3 protein-coding genes are annotated in these 21,805 nt (G+C 64.6%); all 3 read left to right on the forward strand.

Translation table 11 applies throughout. The features are described 5' to 3' along the window. Positions 1 to 206: 206 nt before the first annotated feature. The gene (speA, locus tag PVE98_RS03400; protein WP_072010440.1) at positions 207 to 2,183 is read left to right on the forward strand and encodes a biosynthetic arginine decarboxylase; all 1,977 of its coding nucleotides are present in this window, start codon (positions 207 to 209) and stop codon (positions 2,181 to 2,183) included. A gap of 669 nt (positions 2,184 to 2,852) precedes the next feature. Continuing rightward, on the forward strand, positions 2,853 to 3,665 hold the full coding sequence (locus PVE98_RS03405; protein WP_227741498.1) for an EAL domain-containing protein: 813 nt from the start codon (positions 2,853 to 2,855) through the stop codon (positions 3,663 to 3,665). A gap of 236 nt (positions 3,666 to 3,901) precedes the next feature. Then, positions 3,902 to 21,769 (forward strand): Ig-like domain-containing protein, encoded by a 17,868-nt coding sequence (locus PVE98_RS03410; protein ID WP_407568543.1) that lies wholly within the window; start codon positions 3,902 to 3,904, stop codon positions 21,767 to 21,769. Positions 21,770 to 21,805: the final 36 nt, after the last annotated feature.

A 21,805-nucleotide genomic window follows, 5' to 3' on the forward strand; every position in this document is an offset into this window, starting at 1 on the left:
TTCTCCTCTTTTCCGACGAATCGCCTGTTGCGGTCATTCTCCCGACACGCGCGCCGGTTAACCTGTTTTTCCTTATTTACGCTACTGGCGATTGCACGTCAGTGAACGTCGTGATGCATTCGGGGTCCATTTACACGTAACGGGCCAGGGTGTTTTACACTTAGTTTTGTGCTTTTTTCACATTCCAACAGAATTCGAGGTTCGTGATGTCTGGCGACATGAAGACTATTAAGGGTTCGTCAGCCGGCGAACAGGGTGTGCTCCGCTCAATGCAGGAGGTTGCAATGAACGACCAGGATGCCAGCAAAATGCTGCGTACCTATAACGTTGCCTGGTGGGGCAATAACTACTACGACGTTAACGAACTCGGTCACGTCAGCGTCTGTCCGAACCCGGACGAGCCGACGCTGCGCGTCGATCTGGCGAATCTGGTGAAAGAGCGCGAGGCCCAGGGCCAGCGTCTGCCTGCGCTGTTCTGCTTTCCGCAAATCCTGCAGCATCGTCTGCGCTCGATTAACGCGGCGTTCAAGCGCGCGCGCGAATCCTACGGCTATCGCGGCGACTACTTCCTGGTCTACCCGATTAAGGTCAACCAGCATAAGCGCGTGATCGAATCGCTGGTCAACTCCGGCGAACCGCTGGGGCTGGAAGCGGGCTCCAAAGCGGAGCTAATGGCGGTGCTGGCCCACGCCGGCAAAACCCGCACGGTGATCGTCTGCAACGGCTACAAAGATCGCGAATATATTCGTCTGGCGCTGATTGGCGAAAAGCTCGGCCACAAAGTCTATCTGGTCATCGAGAAGATGACGGAAGTGCGCCTGGTGCTGGAAGAGGCCGAGCGTCTGAACGTGGTGCCGCGCCTCGGCATCCGCGCGCGTCTGGCGTCGCAGGGCTCCGGCAAATGGCAGTCGAGCGGCGGCGAAAAATCGAAGTTCGGCCTCTCGGCGTCGCAGGTGCTGCAGCTGGTGGAGATTATGCGCAACGCGGGCCGTCTCGACAGCCTGCAGCTGCTGCACTTCCACCTCGGTTCGCAGATGGCCAATATTCGCGACATCGCTACCGGCGTGCGCGAGTCGGCGCGTTTCTATGTCGAACTGGCGAAGCTGGGCGTCAACATCAAATGCTTCGACGTCGGCGGCGGTCTGGGCGTCGACTATGAAGGTACCCGCTCGCAGTCCGACTGCTCGGTCAACTATGGTCTTAACGAGTATGCCAACAACGTTATCTGGGCGATCGGCGATGCCTGCGAAGAGCACGGGCTGGATCACCCGACGGTAATCACCGAGTCGGGCCGCGCCGTGACCGCGCACCATACCGTGCTGGTTTCCAACATTATCGGCGTGGAGCGTAACGAGTTCATTACGCCGCAGGCGCCGGAAGAAGATGCGCCGCGCCCGATCCTCAGCATGTGGGAAACCTGGCAGGAGATGCACGAACCTGACGTGCGCCGTTCGCTGCGCGAGTGGCTGCACGACAGCCAGATGGATCTGCACGATATCCACACCGGCTACGCCTCCGGTACCTACGATCTGACGCAGCGCGCCTGGGCGGAGCAGCTTTACCTGAGCATCTGCCACTATATTCAGCAGCATCTCGACCCGAGCAACCGCGCGCATCGTCCAATTATCGACGAGCTGCAGGAGCGTATGGCGGACAAGATGTACGTCAACTTCTCGCTGTTCCAGTCGATGCCGGATGCCTGGGGCATCGATCAGCTGTTCCCGGTACTGCCGCTGGAAGGGCTGCATAAAAAGCCGGAGCGTCGCGCGGTGCTGCTGGACATCACCTGCGATTCCGACGGCACCATCGATCACTACGTCGACGGCGACGGCATCGCTGCCACCATGCCGATGCCGGAATACGATCCAGAGAATCCGCCGATGCTCGGCTTCTTTATGGTCGGCGCCTATCAGGAGATCCTCGGCAATATGCATAACCTGTTCGGCGATACCGAGGCGGTCAACGTCTACGCGCGCGCGGGCGGCGAAGTCGAGGTCGAGCTGTCGGACGAGGGCGATACCGTTGCGGATATGCTGGAGTACGTACAGCTGAATCCCGACGAGCTGATGACGCTGTTCCGTAATCAGGTCAAAGAGACCGATCTCGACGACGAGCTGCGCGCGCAGTTCCTGGAAGAGTTTGAAAGCGGCCTGTACGGCTACACCTATCTTGAAGATGAGTAAGTAACGCTTCATGCCGGGCCTCGTCAGGGGCCCGGTATTCTCTTCTCCCGCCTGAAATTCCCCTTTTTACCTGTTTTGTGAGCGTTATCACCGTTTCACGCCTGATTAAGCTTCGTAAAAGCCGTGTCCTAAAAAGGTGTTTTGTTTACCGCTGAATTTTTTAGGAAAAACGAGGCGTTAGCGTTGGCCTCTATTCGGTCGGGCGCGATTGTTAAATTTACAGCGTGTATAGCCTCTGTTTTTTAGGCTTATATATTATAAAATTTAAACATTATGCCTAAAGCTGAATTTATAAATGGCGTTTTTATTTGGCACCTTTTGGAAACCTGTGCGATTTTGGTTTCAAGTAAAACTTATCAGATAATGTGATGTTTGTTATGGCGAATTAAAATTATTTAGTAATAAAATCAAATGAGTAGAATATTTTAAATTCGTCAAGCCCGCCACAGCAATTAATTTATAGCATGTTTTATGATTTTTTATTTCTGAAAATCCTTTTCAATCACCGTAATTGATTGGTTTTGGCTATTGAATTTTCCACCGGGTTTGGCTTAAATCTATTTTTCAAAATGTAAGTTGTACGTTAGCATCAGGTTAAGGTGTTAAGAATCTTCTGTGTTTTCTTAACGTTCATATGAATTTTCCTGACATTTCCGTTGCTGTTTTCAGGTGGCTGACTTATCGGGTAGATCGGGTAGCAGCAGAATGGGTCGCCAACTAAATCTTCGTCAGCATTACACTTTTCTGCTTGACCCTGTTCACGCTCTGTCCGGAGAGGTGACGGCGTGGGAGCTGTTAACGCGCTTCACGCCGGACCGCGAAATGAATGTACTGGCGGATGCTGACAGCGGACACCGCCTGTTCGACTGCCTGCTTGAGGCGGAAAAATGGCAGCTTTTTCAGCTCCAGCTGGAACAGCTCGAGGCGCTTTATAAAGGCGGTTTCAGGGATATCATCAGCCTTAATGTCGACGGCGATATTATTCGCGGCGTTTTAAATAACGACGCGACGCAGCAAAAGCTCGATCGGCTACCCTTCTTGCGCCTGGAAGTTTCCGCCTTTTTTACCGAGCGCTATCGCGCCGCCGACCGCCTGCTGCTGCAAAAGCTGGCGGGTATTACCCCAGCGTTATTATGGCTGGATGATTTCGCGGCGGGCGGATCAACCTTATCAATGCTAACCAGCGGCCTGTTTGAATATGTCAAAACCAGCAGAGACTTCTTCTGGAAATATGGCAATGGCTATGCCTTCGATACGCTGCTTAATCATGTAAACGATTTCTGCAATGGCGTTATCGTTCAGGGCGTAGAGACAGAACGGCATCTCCAGCTGCTCGCGCGCAAACCGATTGTCGGTATGCAGGGCCATCACTGGAAAGCGCGCTATTTAGCGGATTTTATTGAGCAAACAGCAACAGCCTCACCATCCAGAGCGTTAAAAAAACAACAGGCCGCCATCGTCAGCCGCCCTAATTTTTTATGATATGCCGCCGGTTTCCGTTATTACGGCAACCGGCTAGCCCATTGTGGTTATTAGAAAAATAAAAGTGATTCCCTCACCAGGATAAAGACTCAACACGGCTCAGTGCGATTTCGTCAAGCGGATGGGATCGACAAAGAGGGGAGTGAATAGCACACAGCGTTATTCACGGATAAACCGGCATCTCTGGGTGCCGGGCATTTTTATGAATTCAATAACCTCAGTGGGATATACATAACATGAATAATATCTCAGTAACGCCTAAAGGCGGGACTATCGCCTCGCAGCTGAGTGGCAGCAGCGTCAATTTGTCCACTCCAAGTGTGATTAAACTCAATCTCAATCGATCTGACATTAAATCTTTCGCACGCAACGGCAATGATCTTGTTGTAACCACGAAATCTGGCGAAACGGTTGTTATTCATAATTTTTATGGCCCGGCAGGTGAAAGCGACCTGGTGCTGCAGGATGATAAGGGCGCGCTCTGGTGGGTAGAGAATCCCGGTGAGCAGGGTTTCCAGTACGTCTCGATCGACAGCACCGAAGGGCTGCTGGCGGATAACCTGACCAGCGACAACACTATCGCCGCCTTTGGTATCGGCGGCGCGGCGCTGGCGGGTATCGGCGCGCTGTTTGCTACTAACGGTGGTGGTGGTGGTGGTGGTGGTGGTGGCGGCGGCGATGCAGGCGGCACCGGCGGCGGAGATAACCCTGGCGGCGGCACAGGCGGTGGCAATACCGGCGGCGGCACAGGCGGCGGCGACAATGGTGGCGGCACAGGCGGCGGTGATACCACCGCGCCCGGCGCGGCGACCAATGTAGTGATTAACGACAGCGTCGGCGCCATTCAGGGCCCGATTGCCGCAGGCGGCATTACCGATGACAATACCCCGGTCTTAAGCGGAACCGCTGAAGCGGGCGCGACCGTCAGCGTTTACGACAACGGCACGCTGCTGGGAACCGCGACCGTCAATGCAGACGGCAGCTGGAGCTTTACTTCACCGGCGCTGGCGGATGGCCAGCACAGCCTGACGGTGACGGTCACCGACGCTGCAGGCAACACCAGCAGCGCCACCGATCCGCTGAACTTTACCGTCGATACCCTTGCGCCAGCGCTAACCGACGTGAGCGCCAGCAGCGATAATGGCGCGATCCTGACGCCTGTCGCCGCAAACGGCGCGACCAGCGACACAACGCCGACGCTGCAGGGAACCGCCGAAGCGGGCAGCACCGTCACCATTTCCGATAACGGCACCGTGCTGGGCACGGTTATCGTCGGCAGCGATGGGCGCTGGTCTTTCACTACCTCTACGCTGGGCGAAGGCAGCCATACTCTGAGCATTACCGCCGCCGATGCGGCAGGCAACGTTAGCCCGGCGACCACCTTGACCTTCACCGTTGATACCCTGGCACCGAATGCCGCCAGCAACCTGCAGCTGACCGATAACGTCGGCGACAGCCAGGGGCCGCTCGCTTCCGGCAGCTCGACCGACGACAATACGCCAGCGTTGAGCGGCCAGGCAGAAGCGGGCACTACCGTCAGCGTATATGACGGCGATACCTTACTCGGCACGGTCACGGTCGGCGCCGATGGCCTCTGGAGCTTTACCACGCCCGCCCTGAGCAACGGCAGCCATAGCCTGACGGCAACCGTCACCGATGCGGCAGGCAACGTCAGCGCGCCGACGGCGGCGATTGTAGTTAACGTCGCGGCGGATCTGCCGCCAGCGACCAGCTCGCTGGAGATCACCGACGACAGCGGCAGTACGCTGGTGCCGCTTTCCAATGGCGCTTCGACCGCAGACAGCACGCCGACCCTGAGCGGCCTGACCACCGCAGGCGCGCTGGTAACGCTCTACAACGGCGACACGATCATCGGCAGCGTCACCGCCGACGCCAGCGGTCAGTGGAATTTTACTCCCGCCGCGCTGGTGGATGGCACCTACGCCTTCCGCGCCGACACCACCAATGCGGACGGCAGCATTACCCCGTCGCCGGTGCTGACCATCACTATCGACACGCTGGCGCCAACCACGCCAGCCGATCTGCAGCTGACTAACGACAACGGCGCAGCGGTGGCCGCCGGCAGCGCGACAAACGATAATGCCCTGACGCTGAGCGGCAGCGCGGAACCGGGCAGCACAGTCACCGTGCGAGACGGCGACACGCTGCTGGGCACCGTTACTGCAGGCGGAGATGGCAGCTGGAGCTTTACTACGCCGGTACTGACGGACGGCAGCCATAGCCTGACAGCAACGGTAACGGATGCGGCGGGCAACGTGAGCGCGGCTTCCGCGCCGCTGAACTTTACCGTCGATACGCAGGCGCCGGAAGCGGTCAGCGGTCTGGTGGTCACTGACGACGTCGGCGACAGCACGGGTCCGCTGACGTCAGGCGCCACCACCGACGACGCGACCCCTGTTCTGAGCGGACAGGCGGAGCCCGATTCGCTGCTGACGATTTACGATAACGGCGTCGCCATCGGCAGCCTGACGGTCGGCACCGACGGCAACTGGAGCTTTACCACGCCGACGCTGAGCAACGGCGCGCACAGCCTGACGCTGACGCTGACCGATGCGGCAGGCAACGTTAGCGCGCCGACCGCGCCGTTCGATTTCACCGTGGCCGCAGGCGAACCGCCAGCGGCCAGCACGCTGGTGATCACCGACGACAGCGGCAGCGCGCCGGTGGATCTGGCCGACGGCGCCAGCACCCGCGACACCACGCCGGTGCTGAGCGGCGCGACCTTCGCCAACGCGCTGGTGACGCTCTATAGCGGCGATACCGTAATCGGCAGCGTCACTGCCGACATCAACGGCCAGTGGAGCTTTACGCCCGCCGCGCTGGCGGACGGCACCTACGATTTTCGCGCTGCCGTCACCGACGCCGCAGGCAACATCATCTATTCCGCCACCCAGGCGATTACTATCGACACTGTCGCGCCGACAGCGGCGGCGGACGTTACGCTGGCGGACGCCAGCGGCGATCCGATCGACGGCCTCACCAACAATAACGCGCCGGTGCTGAGCGGCACGGCGGAGCCGGGCAGCATCGTTACCGTCTCTGACGGCGGCACGCCGCTGGGCAGCGTTACGGTCGGCCAGGATGGCAGCTGGAGCTTCACCTCGCCAGCGCTTGCCGACGGCAGCCACAGCCTGACGGCGGTGGTGACCGATGCGGCGGGCAACGCCAGCGCGCCGAGCGCGCCGGCAAACTTTACCCTGGACACGCAGGCGCCGATCGCCGCGGCCGATCTGGCGCTCAGCAGCGACAGCAGCGGCGTCTCCGTGCCGGTCGCCGCAGGCTCTGCCACGGGCGACGCCTCCCCGGTATTGAGCGGCAGCGCCGAACCGGGCAGCATCGTGACCATTTCTGACGGCGACGCGGTGCTCGGTAGCGCCACGGTCGCGCAGGATGGCCGCTGGAGCTTTACCTCGCCTGCTCTGGATGACGGCAGCCACAGCCTGACCACTACCGTGACCGATGCGGCAGGCAACACCGGCCCGGCTTCGGCGCCGCTCTCCTTTACCGTTGATACACTCGCCCCGGAGGCGGCCACCGGCCTGGTGGTAACCGACGACGTGGGCGCCTCGCAGGGCGATCTCGCCTCGGGCGACACCACCGACGACAGCACGCCGACCCTGAGCGGCACGGCGGAGGCCAACGGCATCGTCAGCGTCTATGACGGCGATACGCTGCTTGGCACCGCCACGGCTGACGTTAACGGCAGCTGGAGCTTCACCACGCCGGCACTGAGCGACGGCCTGCACAGCCTGACCGTCACCGTCACCGATGCGGCAGGCAACGTCAGCGCGCCGACGACACCGTTCGATCTCACCGTTGACGCCGGCGTGCCGCCAGCCACCGCCTCGCTGGAGGTAACCGACGACAGCGGCAGCACCCTTGTGGCGCTGGCCGACGGCGACAGCACGCGCGACACTACGCCGGTGCTGAGCGGCCTGACCACCGCGGGCGCGCTGGTGACGCTCTATAACGGCGACGCGGTCATCGGCAGCGTCACCGCCGATGCGGCGGGCCAGTGGAGCTTTACGCCAGCGGCGCTGGACGATGGCAGCTACGCCTTCCGCGCCGACACCGCCAACGCGGACGGCAGCGTGACGTCCTCGCCGGTGCTGACCGTCACCATCGATACCGTCGCGCCTGCGACGGTCACGGACGCCGCCCTGACCGACGCTAACGGCGTGCCGGTAACAGGCGACGGCATCACCAATAGCCCTACGCCGGTGCTGAGCGGCACGGCGGAGCCGGGCAGTATCGTCACCGTTTCCGATGGCGACAATGTGCTGGGCACGACCACCGTCGCCCAGGACGGCAGCTGGAGCTTTACCACGCCGACGCTCGCCGAAGGCGGCCACAGCCTGACCGCCACCGTGACCGATGCGGCGGGCAACGTTAGCGCAGCTTCTACGCCGCTGACCTTTACTCTCGATACCTCCGCGCCGCTGACAGCGTCAGGCGTCACCGTGACGGATGACGTCGGCGATCGTCAGGGCGCGCTGGCGTCCGGCGACACCACCGACGACAGCACGCCGACCCTGAGCGGCACGGCGGAAGCCAATAGCGTCGTCAGCGTCTACGACGGCGACACCCTGTTGGGAACGGCCAATGCCGACGGCAGCGGCAGCTGGAGCTTTACCACGCCGGAACTGGCCGACGGCCTGCACAGCCTGACGCTAACCGTGACCGATGCAGCCGGCAACGTCAGCGCGCCGACGACGCCTTTCGACCTGACCGTGGCGGCCAGCCAGCCGCCTGTGACCCTGACGCTGGCGGTCGCTGACGACAGCAGCGGCGCGCCAGTGGATCTCGCTGACGGCGCCAGCACCCGCGACGCGACGCCGACGCTGAGCGGCCAGACCGCCGCCGGACTGCTGGTCACGCTTTACAACGGCGATACGGCTATCGGCAGCGTTACCGCCGACGCTAATGGCCTGTGGAGCTTTACGCCGCAGGCGCTGCCGGACGGCGACTACGCTTTCCGCGCCAGCGTCACCGACGCCGCGGGCAATATCACCGACTCCGCCACGCTGACGATCGCCATCGACACCGCGGCGCCAGCAACCGCTACCGACATTGCGCTGGCGGATGAGAACGGCGATCCCATCGGCGGTCTCACGAACAACAACGCGCCAGTACTGAGCGGCACGGCAGAGGCGGGCAGCATCGTCACCGTCTCTGACGGCGGCACGGTGCTGGGCAGCGTCACGGCCGCTCAGGACGGCAGCTGGAGCTTCACCTCGCCGGTTCTCGCCGACGGCAGCCACAGCCTGACGGCAGTGGTGACCGATGCGGCAGGCAACGCCAGCGCGCCGACTGCGCCAGCAACCTTTACTCTGGATACGCAGGCGCCGGTCGCCGCAACCGATCTGGCGCTCAGCAGCGACAGCAGCGGCGTCTCCGTGCCGGTCGCGGCAGGCGACACCACCAGCGACGCTACGCCTGTGCTGAGCGGCAGCGCCGAACCGGGCAGCATCGTGACTATTTCTGACGGCGACGCGGTGCTCGGTAGCGCCACGGTCGCGCAGGATGGCCGCTGGAGCTTTACCTCGCCTGCTCTGAATGACGGCAGCCACAGCCTGACCACTACCGTGACCGATGCGGCAGGCAACACCGGCCCGGCTTCGGCGCCGCTCACCTTTACCGTTGACGCCACTGCGCCAGAGGCGGCCACCGGCCTGGTGGTAACCGACGACGTGGGCGCCTCGCAGGGCGATCTCGCCTCGGGCGACACCACCGATGACAGCACGCCGACCCTGAGCGGCACGGCGGAGGCCAACGGCATCGTCAGCGTCTATGACGGCGACACGCTGCTCGGCACCGCGACGGCAGATGCCAGCGGCAACTGGAGCTTCACCACACCGGCACTGAGCGACGGCCTGCACAGCCTGACCGTCACCGTCACCGATGCGGTCGGCAACGTCAGCGCGCCGACGGCACCGTTCGATCTCACCGTTGACGCTGGCGTGCCGCCAGCCACCGCCTCGCTGGTGGTGACCGACGACAGCGGCAGCACCCTTGTAGAGCTGGCTGACGGCGCCACCACGCGCGACACCACGCCGGTGCTGAGCGGCCTGACCACCGCGGGCGCGCTGGTGACGCTCTATAACGGCGACGCGGTCATCGGCAGCGTCACCGCCGATGCGGCCGGTCAGTGGAGCTTCACGCCAGCGACGCTGGAGGAGGGCAGCTACGCCTTCCGCGCCGACACCGCCAACGCGGACGGCAGCGTGACGCCTTCGCCCGTCCTGAATATCACCATCGACAGCGTCGTGCCGGATGCGGTCAGCGGGCTGCAGCTGAGCAGCGACGCCAGCGGCGCGCTGGTGCCGGTCACCACGGGCGCGACCAATGATACGACGCCTGTGCTGAGCGGCACGGCGGAGGCGGGCAGCATTGTCACCGTTTCCGACGGCGGCAACGTACTCGGTAGCGCCGCCGTTGGTCCAGACGGCAGCTGGAGCTTTACCACGCCTGCGCTGAGCGAGGGCGCTCACAGCCTGAGCGCCACCGTGACCGATGCGGCGGGCAACGTCAGCAACGCCTCCGCGCCGATCACCTTTGACGTCGACAGCACGCCGCCGGCGGCGATCGTCGATCTGGTGTTGAGCGATAGCCGCGGCGGCACGCTACAGCCGATAGGGGCAGGCGGCTTCACCAGCAGCACCACGCCAACCCTGAGCGGCAGCGCTGAACCGGGCAGCATCGTTACCGTCACCGACGGCGAGCAGGTGCTGGGCAGCGCGACGGTCAACGCCGACGGCAGCTGGAGCTTTATCAGTCCGGCGCTGGGCGAGGGCGGACACAGCCTGACCGCCACGGTAACCGATTTAGCGGGCAACAGCGGCTCGGCCTCCGCGCCGCTGGCCTTTAACGTAGATACCGTCGCGCCTGCGGCGGTGAGCAACCTGGTGGTCACCGACAACTATGGGGATGCCACAGGCCAGCTCGCCTCGGGCGACACCACGGACGATCGCACCCCGACCCTGAGCGGTCAGGGCGAACCAAACGCGCTGGTGACGATTTATGACGGCCAGGTCGTGCTGGGTTACACCACCGTCGACACTGACGGCAGCTGGAGCTTCACCACGCCGACCCTGAGCAGCGGCGCGCACAGCCTGACGACCACTCTCACCGATCCAGCAGGCAACGTCGGCCCGGCGTCTGATGCCTTCGCGCTCACCGTTGACGGCACGCTGCCGCCAGCGAGCACGCCGCTGGAGGCGGTCAATGAAACCGGCTCTACCGTCGCGCCGCTGATCGACGGCGCCACGACCAATAACGACAGTCCGGTGCTGAGCGGCCTCGCCGATCCGAACAGCGTGGTTACGCTCTACGACGGCCAGACGCTGATAGGCAGCACCACGGCTGACGGCAGCGGCCAGTGGTCTTTCCGGCTCTTTTCGCTGTCGAACGGCCTGCACGCTTTCTATGCCACCATCGTCAGGCCTGACGGCGCGACCACCAACGCCGGTCCGCTGAATATCACCGTCGATACCCTTGCGCCGAGCGCGGCCGATAACCTGCAGCTTACCGGCGACAACGGCAGCACCAGCACGCCGATCGGCGACGGCAGCGCTACACGCGACGTCTCGCCGGTACTGAGCGGCACGGGCGAGCCGGGCAGCACCATCTCTGTTTCCGACAACGGCAACCTGCTGGGCACCGCCACGGTCGATAATAACGGCAACTGGCGCTTTGCTACGCCGGCGCTGGCGGAAGGGCCGCACAGCCTGACCACCACCGTTACCGATATCGCTGGCAACGTCGGCCCGGCTTCCGCGCCGCTGAGCTTTACCGTCGATACCACACCGCCAGCCGCCGCCAGCAATCTGGTAGTGACTGACGACGTTGGCGGCAGTCAGGGGCCGTTGGCTTCCGGCGACACCACCGATGACAACACCCCGACGCTGAGCGGCCAGGCGGAAGCGGGGGCGCTGGTCAACGTTTACGAAGGGGACGTGCTGCTGGGCAGCGCCGTCGCTGACGGCAGCGGCAACTGGAGCGTCACCACCATCGCGCTGAGCAACGGCAACCACAGCATGACGGTGAGCGTCACCGACGCGGCGGGCAACGTCAGTCTGGCGACGCCAGCCTTTAACCTGAACATTCAGGCGGGTCTGCCGCCGGCCACCGTCTCGCTGGAGGCGATTGACGACAGCGGCAGTCCGCTGCTGCCGCTGGCCAACGGCGCCAGCACGCAAGACACCACGCCGATCCTTAGCGGCCTGGCCACGGCAGGCGCGCTGGTGACCCTCTTCAGCAACGGTGACGCGCTGGGCAGCGTCACCGCCGACGCCAACGGGCAGTGGAACTTCACGCCTGCGGCGCTGGCGGATGGCACCTACACCTTCATCGCCAGCTATACCGACGCGACCGGCAACCTGATTGAGTCTACGCCGCTGACGCTGACCATCGATACCGTTGCGCCGACTGCGGCGGCAGACATCGCGCTGACCGACGCCAACGGTGACCCGGTAGGCACGGATGCGCCGACCAGCAACACTACGCCGACGCTGAGCGGCAGCGCTGAACCGGGCAGCATCGTGACGGTTTCCGACGGCGTCCAGGTGCTGGGCACAACCACGGCAGGCACCGACGGCAGCTGGAGTTTCACCACGCCGACCCTGTCCGATGGCGATCACAGCCTCACCGCGGTGGTCACCGATGCGGCGGGTAACGCGAGTCCCGCCTCTGCACCTGTCGCCATCACCGTCGACACATTACCGCCATCCTTGCCGGCGGATGTAGTGCTGAGCAATGACGGCGCGCCGATCGCGTCCGGTAGCCTGATTAATAACGCCACGCCGGTCATGAGCGGCAGCGCCGAGCCGGGCAGCATCGTTACCGTTTCCGACGGCGACACGCCGCTGGGCAGCGTAACGGTGGGCAATGACGGCAACTGGAGCTTCACTACGCCGACGCTGGGCGAGGGCGACCATAGCCTGAGCGCGGTGGTTACCGACGCGGCGGGCAACAGCAGCAGCGCCACAACGCCAGTGCTGGTGAGCGTCGATACGGTTGCGCCGACCGCAGCAGGCGATCTGCTGCTCAGCAGCGATCAGAGCGGCGCCCCTGTACCAATCACCGGCACCGTCACCAACGATCCGACGCCGGTATTGAACGGCACCGCCGAAGCGGGCGGCTTTGTCACCGTTTACGACGGTGACACGGTGCTTGGCTCCGCGACGGTAGGCAGTGACGGCAGCTGGAGCTTTACCGCGCCAGCCCTGAGCGAAGGGGATCATAGCCTGACGGCCGTGGTGACCGACGCGGCGGGCAACGCCGGTCCGGCATCGGAAGCGGTCGCCATCACCGTTGATACCACGCCGCCAGCCGTAGCAGCCGACCTGCTGCTCACTGATGAAGGCGGCACGGCTATCGCCGCAGACGGCCTGACCAACAGCGACGCGCCGGTGTTAAGCGGCACCGCCGAAGCGGGCAGCCTGATCACCGTCTCTGACGGCGACCAGGTGCTCGGCTCGGTCACCGCCGCTGATGACGGCAGCTGGAGCTTCACTTCGCCGCAGCTTGACGACGGTTCGCACAGCCTGAGCGCCACCGTGACCGATTCGGTGGGCAACGTCAGCGCGCCAACCACGCCGCTGAACTTCACGGTAGACACGCTGCCGCCGGCGGCCGCGCTCGGCCTGATGCTGGTTGACGATCAGAGCGGGGCGACGATCCCGGCAAACGGCGCGACCAATGACACGACGCCGGTGCTGAGCGGCACGGCGGAGCCAGGCGGGGTCGTCACCATTTTTGACGGCGCGACCGAACTGGGTTCCGTGGCGGTGGATGCGGTCGGCAACTGGAGCTTTACCTCCCCGGCGCTGGCGGCGGGCGATCACAGCCTGACCGCCACCGTCACCGATGCCGCCGGCAATACCGGGCCAGCGTCGGCGGCCTATCTCTTCACCGTCGATCTGACACCGCCTGCGGCGGCGACGGATCTGGCGCTCACTAACGACGCCAGCGGCACGACCATTGCAGCGGGCGGCCAGACCAATGACACCACGCCGGTACTGAGCGGCACCGCTGAGGCGGGCAGCACGGTTACCGTTTCCGACGGCACCACGGTGCTGGGCACGGCCACGGTCGGCGGCGACGGCAGCTGGAGCTTCACCGCGCCGACCCTGAGCGAAGGCGCGCACAGCCTGAGCGTGGTGGTGACGAACGCCACCGGCAACAGCAGCGCGCCGTCTGAGGCGATCGGCTTTACCGTCGACACCGCCGCGCCTGCGGCAGCGACCGCACTGCTGCTGACCAACGATGCCAGCGGCGTCGTCATTGCGGCAGGCGGCGCGACCAACGACGCAACGCCGGTGCTGAGCGGGACGGCGGAGCCGGGCGGCACGGTCACTGTCTCTGACGGTACGGTCGTGCTAGGCACGGCCACCGTCGGCGCTGACGGCAGCTGGAGCTTTACGTCGCCAGCGCTGGGCGAAGGCGCGCACAGCTACACCACCGTAGTGACCGATGCGGCGGGCAACGTCGGACCTGCGTCGGAAGCCCTGGGCTTCAGCGTGGATACCACTGTTCCTGCGCTGGCCGACAACGTGCTGGTTAACAACAACAACGGCCTGACGCTGGTGCCGATTGTGGACGGCAGCACCACCAACGACGCCACGCCGGAGCTAACCGGCACGGCCGAGGCGGGCAGTGTCGTCACCGTTTATGACGGCGACCAGGCGATCGGCTCCGTCTCCGTAGGACCGGAGGGCAGCTGGAGCTTTACCACGCCGACGCTGGCGAGCGGGCCGCACAGCCTGAGCGTGAGCGTTACCGACGCGGCGGGCAACAGCAGCGGCACGACTCCGCCTGTTGGCTTTACCATCGATACCGCCGCGCCTGAGGCCGTTACCGGGCTGACGCTCACCAACGATCTTACCGGCGCGACCATCCCAGACGGCGGCCTGAGCAACGACAACACGCCGGTGCTGAGCGGCAGCGCCGAAGCAGGCAGCATCGTTACCGTGCTGGACGGCACGGCGGTACTCGGCAGCGCCACCGTGAATGACGACGGTAGCTGGAGCTTTACCGCGCCGACGCTCAACGACGGCGCGCATAGCCTGAGCGCCGTGGTAACAGATGCGGCCGGCAACGTCAGCCCGGCCAGCAGCGCCATCGCGCTGAACGTCGATACCCAGCCGCCTGCGGCCGTAACCAGCCTGGCGCTGAGCAACGACAGCGGCGCAACGCCAACGGCTATTCCGGACGGCGGCCTGACCGATGACAACACGCCGGTGCTGAGCGGCCTCTCTGAGGCGGGCGGCACGGTCGCCATCTATAATGGCACCACGCTGCTGGACAGCGTAGCGGTCAACGCCGACGGCAGCTGGAGCTATACCCCGGCTGCGCTTAGCGACGGCACCTATACCTTTACCGTGACGCCTGTCGATGCGGCAGGCAATGTCGGCGCCGCCGCCGCTATCAGCGTGGTTATCGACGCCACCGCGCCGGCAACGGCGGCGGATATCGCCCTCACCAGCGATAACGGGGCGGCAACGGCGATCGTCGACGGCGGCATTACCAGCGACAGCACGCCGCTGATGAGCGGCAGCGGCGAAGCGGGCAGCATCGTCACCGTTTATGACGGCGCCCTTGCGCTCGGCACTACCACGGTCGGCGCCAACGGCCTGTGGAGCTTCTCGCTGCCGACGCTGAGCGACGCCGCGCACAGCCTGACGGTGACCCTCACCGATGCGGCGGGCAACACCAGCGCGCCTTCAGCGGCGATCGGGTTTACCGTTGACACCCTGGCGCCGGACGCGTCTGCGCTGACGGTCAGCAGCGACAACGGCCCGGAAACGGTGGTGCTGACGCCGAACGCCGCCACCAGCGACAACACGCCGGTGCTGACGGGAACGGCAGAGGCCAACAGCCTGGTCACCCTTTATGACGGCGACGTGGTGATCGGATCGGTCACTGCAGACGACCAGGGCGCATGGACCTTTACCTCGCCTGCGCTGGCGGACGGCAGCCATGCGCTGAGCACCACGGTGACCGACGAGATCGGCAACGTCAGCGCGCGTTCTGAAGCCTTTACCTTTGTGGTCGACGTGACGCCGCCGGAACCGGCAGGCGCGCTGACGGTGCGCAACGACGGCGGCACGAGTATTGCCGACGGCGGCATCACCAATGACAGCACGCCAGCCATCAGCGGTACGGCAGAGGCGGGCACGCTGGTTACCGTTTACGACGGCACCACGGCGGTCGGCTCGGCAACGGCGGACGGCAGCGGGGCATGGAGCATTACGCCAGCGCCAGCGCTCTCCGACGCTGCGCATACGCTGAACGTCACGGTAACTGATGCGGCGGGCAATATCAGCTCCACCTCCTCCATCACCCTGACCGTGGATACCACGCCGCCGCAGCCGGTGGCGACCTTTGATATCTATGATACCAACGGCGCGACGCCGGTGTTGATCGCCAACGACGGCTATACCAACGACGATACGCCGGTGCTGCGCGGCACCGCCGAGGCGGGCGCTACGGTCAATATCTATGAGGGTGACACGCTGCTCGGCACCGCTACGGTGAACCAGAGCGGCGTCTGGCGCTTCGAGACCGGCACGCTGACCGACGGGCAGTATACCTTTACCGTATCGGTCACCGACGCGGCAGGCAACGTCAGCACCGAGGCGCAGCCCTACACCATTAACGTCGATCTCACGCCGCCTGCGGCCATCGCCGATCTGGCGGTGAGCGACGATGCGGGCGCCACCAACGGCCCGCTGGCTAACGGCGCGGTCACCGACGACAACACGCCGACGCTGAGCGGCACGGCGGAGGCGGGCAGCGTCGTCAGCGTCTATGACGGCGACACGCTGCTGGGATCGGTAACGGCGGGCGCCGGTGGCGCATGGAGCTTTACCACCGGCGCGCTGAGCAACGGTCCGCACAGCTTTACCGTTACGCAGACCGATGTAGCAGGCAACGTCGGCGCGGCGAGCACGCCATTCGCTATCACCATTGAGAATGGTCTGCCGCCGACTTCCAGTACGCTGCAGCTTACCGACGACAGCGGCAGCACGCTGGTTAATCTGGCCAACGGCGCCTCTACCAGCGACACCACGCCGGTATTGAGCGGTCAGGCGACCGCCGGCGACGTGATTACCATCGCTGACGGCGGAACCACGCTGGGCAGCGTCACCGTCGGCGCTGGCGGCGTATGGACCTTTACGCCAGCGGCACTGGCGGAGGGGGCGCACAGCTTCACCATTACCACGGTAGATGCCACAGGAAACCCTGGCGCGTCGGCTGGCCCGATCGCCATTACCGTCGATACCACGGTGCCGACCACCGCCACCGATCTGCTGCTGACCAACAACAACGGCACCACGGCGGTGGAGATCGCCAACGGCACCGCCACCAACGACAACACGCCGCAGCTGAGCGGCACCACCGAAGCTGGCGCGCTGGTCACCGTCTATGACGGCGACACCGTCATCGGCTCGACTACAGCGGGAGCAGGCGGCGCATGGAGCTTCGTCTCGCCGCTGCTGACCAACGGTCCGCATGCGCTGAGCGTGACGGTAACGGATGCGGCGGGCAACCTGAGCGATCGCTCCGCCGCTATCGCCTTCACCGTGGATACCATCGCGCCAGCGACGGCCGCGAATCTGACGATCACCAACGACGCCACCAATACGGCGATACCGAACGGCGGCTTCACCAATGACGACACGCCGGTGGTCAGCGGCACTGCCGAGGCGGGCAGCCTGGTGACTATCTATGACGGCGCCACGGCGCTCGGATCCGTTACGGCTGACGCTGGCGGCAGCTGGCGCTTCGTCTCCCGCGCGCTGGCACAGGGCACCCATACGCTGAGCGCTCGCGTCACCGACGCGGCGGGCAACGTCAGCGTGCCGTCCGGCACCGCGACGGTAGTGGTCGACACCGCGCCGCCAGCGCCGGTAACCCTGACCGCCAGCAACAACAACGGCGCGACGGCGACGCCGATCGCCAGTAACGGCACCACTAACGACAGCACGCCAGTGCTGACGGGGACGGCGGAGGCGGGCAGCCGCATCTTTATCTCCGACGGTAACACGGTGCTGGGCAGCGTTACGGCGGGCAGCAACGGTCAGTGGAGCTTTATCACGCCGACGCTGGCCGACGGCCCGCATACCCTGAGCGTGACCGCCACCGATGCGGCAGGCAACACCAGCGAAGCCGCGCTGCTGACGCTGACGGTCGCCACCGCCGCGCCAGCGCCGGTCGCCGACCTGACGGTTAACGATAACGTCGGGGCGACGCAGGGCAACCTGGTGAACGGCGCGGTCACCGACGACAACACGCCGACCCTCAGCGGCACCACCGGCGCAGGCAATATCGTGGCCGTGTACGACGGCGCTACGCTGCTCGGCACGGTGACGGCGGGCGCCAATGGCGCATGGAGCTTCACCACCGGCGCGCTGAGCAACGGCGCGCATACTCTCAACGTAACGGTGACCAACGCGGCTGGCAACACCAGCGCCGCGACGCCGTTTACCCTGACGGTGGATACCGTCGCGCCAGCCGCATCGACGCTGGTGGTCACCAACGACGCCGCCAACGTGACGGTGCCGAACGGCGGATCGACCAACGACAACACGCCGGTGCTGAGCGGTACGGCGGAAGCGGGCAGCACCGTCACGGTGTATGACGGCGCGACGGCGCTGGGCACCGTGACCGTCGGTACAGGCGGCGCGTGGAGCTTTACCTCGAGCCTCCTCGCCGAAGGCGCGCATGCGCTGCGCGTGACGGTGACGGATCCGGCAGGCAACGTTAGCGGCTCCACCACGGCCAGCATTGTGGTGGACACCACGCCGCCAGCGGCTGTTACCCTGACGGCAAGCAACAATAACGGCACCACGCCGGTGCCGATCGCCAGCAACGGCAGCACCAACGACAGCACGCCGGCGCTCACCGGTAGCGCCGAGGCGGGCAGCCGCATCACCATTACCGACGGTACCACGGTGCTGGGCAGCGTAACGGCGGGCAGTAACGGTCAGTGGAGCTTCGTCACGCCGACGCTGGCGGACGGAGTTCATACCCTGAGCGTCACCGCCACCGATGCGGTCGGCAACACCAGCTCGCCGACCACGCTGACGCTGACCGTGGATACCACGGCGCCAGCAGCGGTCACCGATCTGACGGTGAGCGATAACGTCGGAACTATTCAGGGCAACCTGACGAACGGCGCTGTCACTGACGACAATACGCCAACGCTGAGCGGCACGGCGGAAGCGGGTGCTATCGTGGTGATCTTTGACGGCACCACGGCGCTCGGTTCAACCACGGCGGGCGCCAACGGCGCGTGGAGCTTCACCACCGGCGCGCTGAGCAACGGTGTGCATCCGCTGAGCGTGACGGTGCGCGACGCGTTAGGCAACACCAGCGCCGCCTCCGCCACGGTTTCCGTTACCGTGGATACGGTGGCGCCAACTGCCTCGACGCTGCAGGTCGTCAACGACATCACCGGCACGGTGGTGGCGAACGGCGGGTCGACTAACGACAACACGCCGACTCTGAACGGCACGGCGGAAGCGGGCAGCCGCGTCAGCATTTTCGACGGCGGCACGCTGCTGGGCACAGCAACGGCGGGCGCCAGCGGCGCGTGGAGCTTCACCACCAGCGCGCTGACGCAGGGCACCCATCCGTTGAGCGTGACGGTGACCGATCTGGCGGGCAACGTCAGCGGTTCGACGGCGGCCACAGTGATTGTCGATACCACGGCCCCAGCGGCGGTCACGGCGCTGACGGTGAGCAACAACAATGGCAGCACGCCGGTGACTATTCCTAACGGCGGCGTTACCAACGACAACACTCCGCTGCTGAGCGGCAGCGGCGAAGTCGGCGCGCGGATTAGCGTCTATGAGGGCGCCACGCTGTTGGGCACCGCCACGGTGGGCAGCAACGGGCAGTGGAGCCTGATTAGCCCGACGCTGGCCAGCGGTCCGCACACGCTGACCGTTACCGCGACCGATGCGGCAGGCAACGTCAGTCCGGGCGTTAACGCCACCCTGACCATCGATACCACGGCGCCGGCGGCCAGTACGCTGGTGATCACCAATGACTCGGTGACGCCGACCGTCACGGTACCGAGCGGCGGGGCGACGCGCGACACCACGCCGGTGCTGAGCGGCACGGCGGAAGCGGGCGCAACGGTGAGTATCTTTGACGGTACGACGCTGTTGGGCACGGCGATCGCAGGCAACAGTGGCGCCTGGAGCTTCACCACTTCTACCCTGACGCAGGGCGTCCATCCGCTCAGCGTGACGGTGACGGATCCGGCAGGCAACGTCAGCGGCACCACGACCGCGAACGTCACCATCGACAGCGTGGCGCCGACGGCGGTCACTGGACTGGCGATTAATTCGGCGGGCACCACGTTAACCGGTAGCGGGGAAGCGGGCGCGACGGTGACGGTACGCGACGCGGGCGGCAACGCCATCGGCAGCGGCACCGTGGCGGCCAACGGCAGCTTCTCGCTGACGCTGACCACCGCCCAGACCACTGGCGCCTCGCTGTCAGTCACTCAGGCCGACCGCGCGGGCAACGTATCGCCCGCCGCAACGGTGCTGGGCGCTATCCGCGTGGTGGCGGCCAATGACACCACCGAAGTGGATTACGCCACCCAGACCGGCACCATCACCAACGCCAATACCAGCACCAGCGGCGTGGCGTTGTTGAGCGCTAACCTGGGCAGCACACTATCGCTCGGCGTATTGCAGAGTGCGGGCGCCTATCAGTTCAGCGTCGGCGCAGGCGACACCCGTACGGTGACGCTGCACGCCTCGGCCACCAGCCTGGTGGCGCTGACCTCGACCTATACGCTCTACCTCTATCAGCAGCAGGCGAATGGCACATGGGTGGTGAAATCGAGCAATGCCAACTACATCTCGACCTTCCTGACGATCGGGACGCAGACGGGCGGTAACGTCACCTATAGCAACCTTGGCACCGGCAACTACGCGGTGCTGCTGGGTACCAGTACTGGCGCAAGCGTCCTGCCTGCCACCACCGTTACCACGACGTCAGATATCACCACCCTGGCGGTGACGGTGGCGGCGACCGTAACGGGCAACCTGCTGGCGAACGACACCAGCTCGGTGGCCGGCACGATTCCGGCAGGCACGCAGGTGACCACGGTAGGCAGCAGCGCCATCTCAGCGACCGGTAATACGGTGATCAACACCACCTACGGCACCCTGACCATCGACGCCAGAGGTAACTACACCTATGCGCTGAAAGCGGGTCTGGATGTCGATACGGTGCCAGCCACGGATGTGTTCACCTACTCGGTGCGCGACGCCGGCGGCGCGGTGACCTCAGCCACCCTGACCGTGAACCTGCACAACGGCCCAGCGGCGGCGCTCTTCTCGGTAAACAGCCTGTTTGCCGAAGCGCACGTCGATGACGGCACCGCGGCGAGCGGCAGCATCTACGGCGACAGCAGTGCGGTCCACACCGGCGCGCTGAGCATCACCAACGAGGCGGGTCTGACCACCGCCGTCAGCAGCACGGGCATCACGCTGGTGGCGGGCGACTACGGCACCCTGAGCATCTCTGCCGACGGTCACTACACCTACACCCTGAACTCAGCGGTTAACGTGCAGGATATCGCGCATAAAGAGGTGTTCAGCTATAGCCTGGCGGCAGCCGACGGCACCATTACCACCAACAGCTTCACCATTGACCTGCATCCGCTTATTACCGGAACCGCAGGGGCGGACGCGCTGACCAGCAGCGCCTACGACGACACCATCACTGCCGGAGCGGGCGCCGATACCCTGGTGTATCACCTGCTCAACAGCGCGGATGCCGTCGGCGGCAACGGGCATGACACCTGGACCGATTTCTCTGTCGCCAGCGGCGACAAGATCGATATCAGCAGTCTGCTCGTCGGCTGGAACGACGCGACCAGCAACGTCAACGACTTCGTGAAGGTAGATCATACCGCCGATGGCAATACCGTTCTGTCGATCGACCGCGACGGCACCGGTACCGCCTACAGCAGTACGCAGCTGGTCACGTTGGAAGGGGTTAACGTTTCACTGGAGGAGCTACTGCAACAGCCGCACCAGAATCACACGGTCTGATCGCCGTGATGTCTGGCAGGGAAGCATTATCGGGCG

Origin of the sequence: Pantoea sp. GABEPS69 (genome assembly GCF_045780835.1) — a bacterium.
Lineage (GTDB): Bacteria > Pseudomonadota > Gammaproteobacteria > Enterobacterales > Enterobacteriaceae > Pantoea > Pantoea septica.

Coding starts and splice junctions, on each gene's coding strand:
- PVE98_RS03410 (WP_407568543.1), top strand. CDS start 3,902: ATGAATAATATCTCAGTAACGCCTAAAGGCGGGACTATCGCCTCGCAG.
- speA (WP_072010440.1), top strand. CDS start 207: ATGTCTGGCGACATGAAGACTATTAAGGGTTCGTCAGCCGGCGAACAG.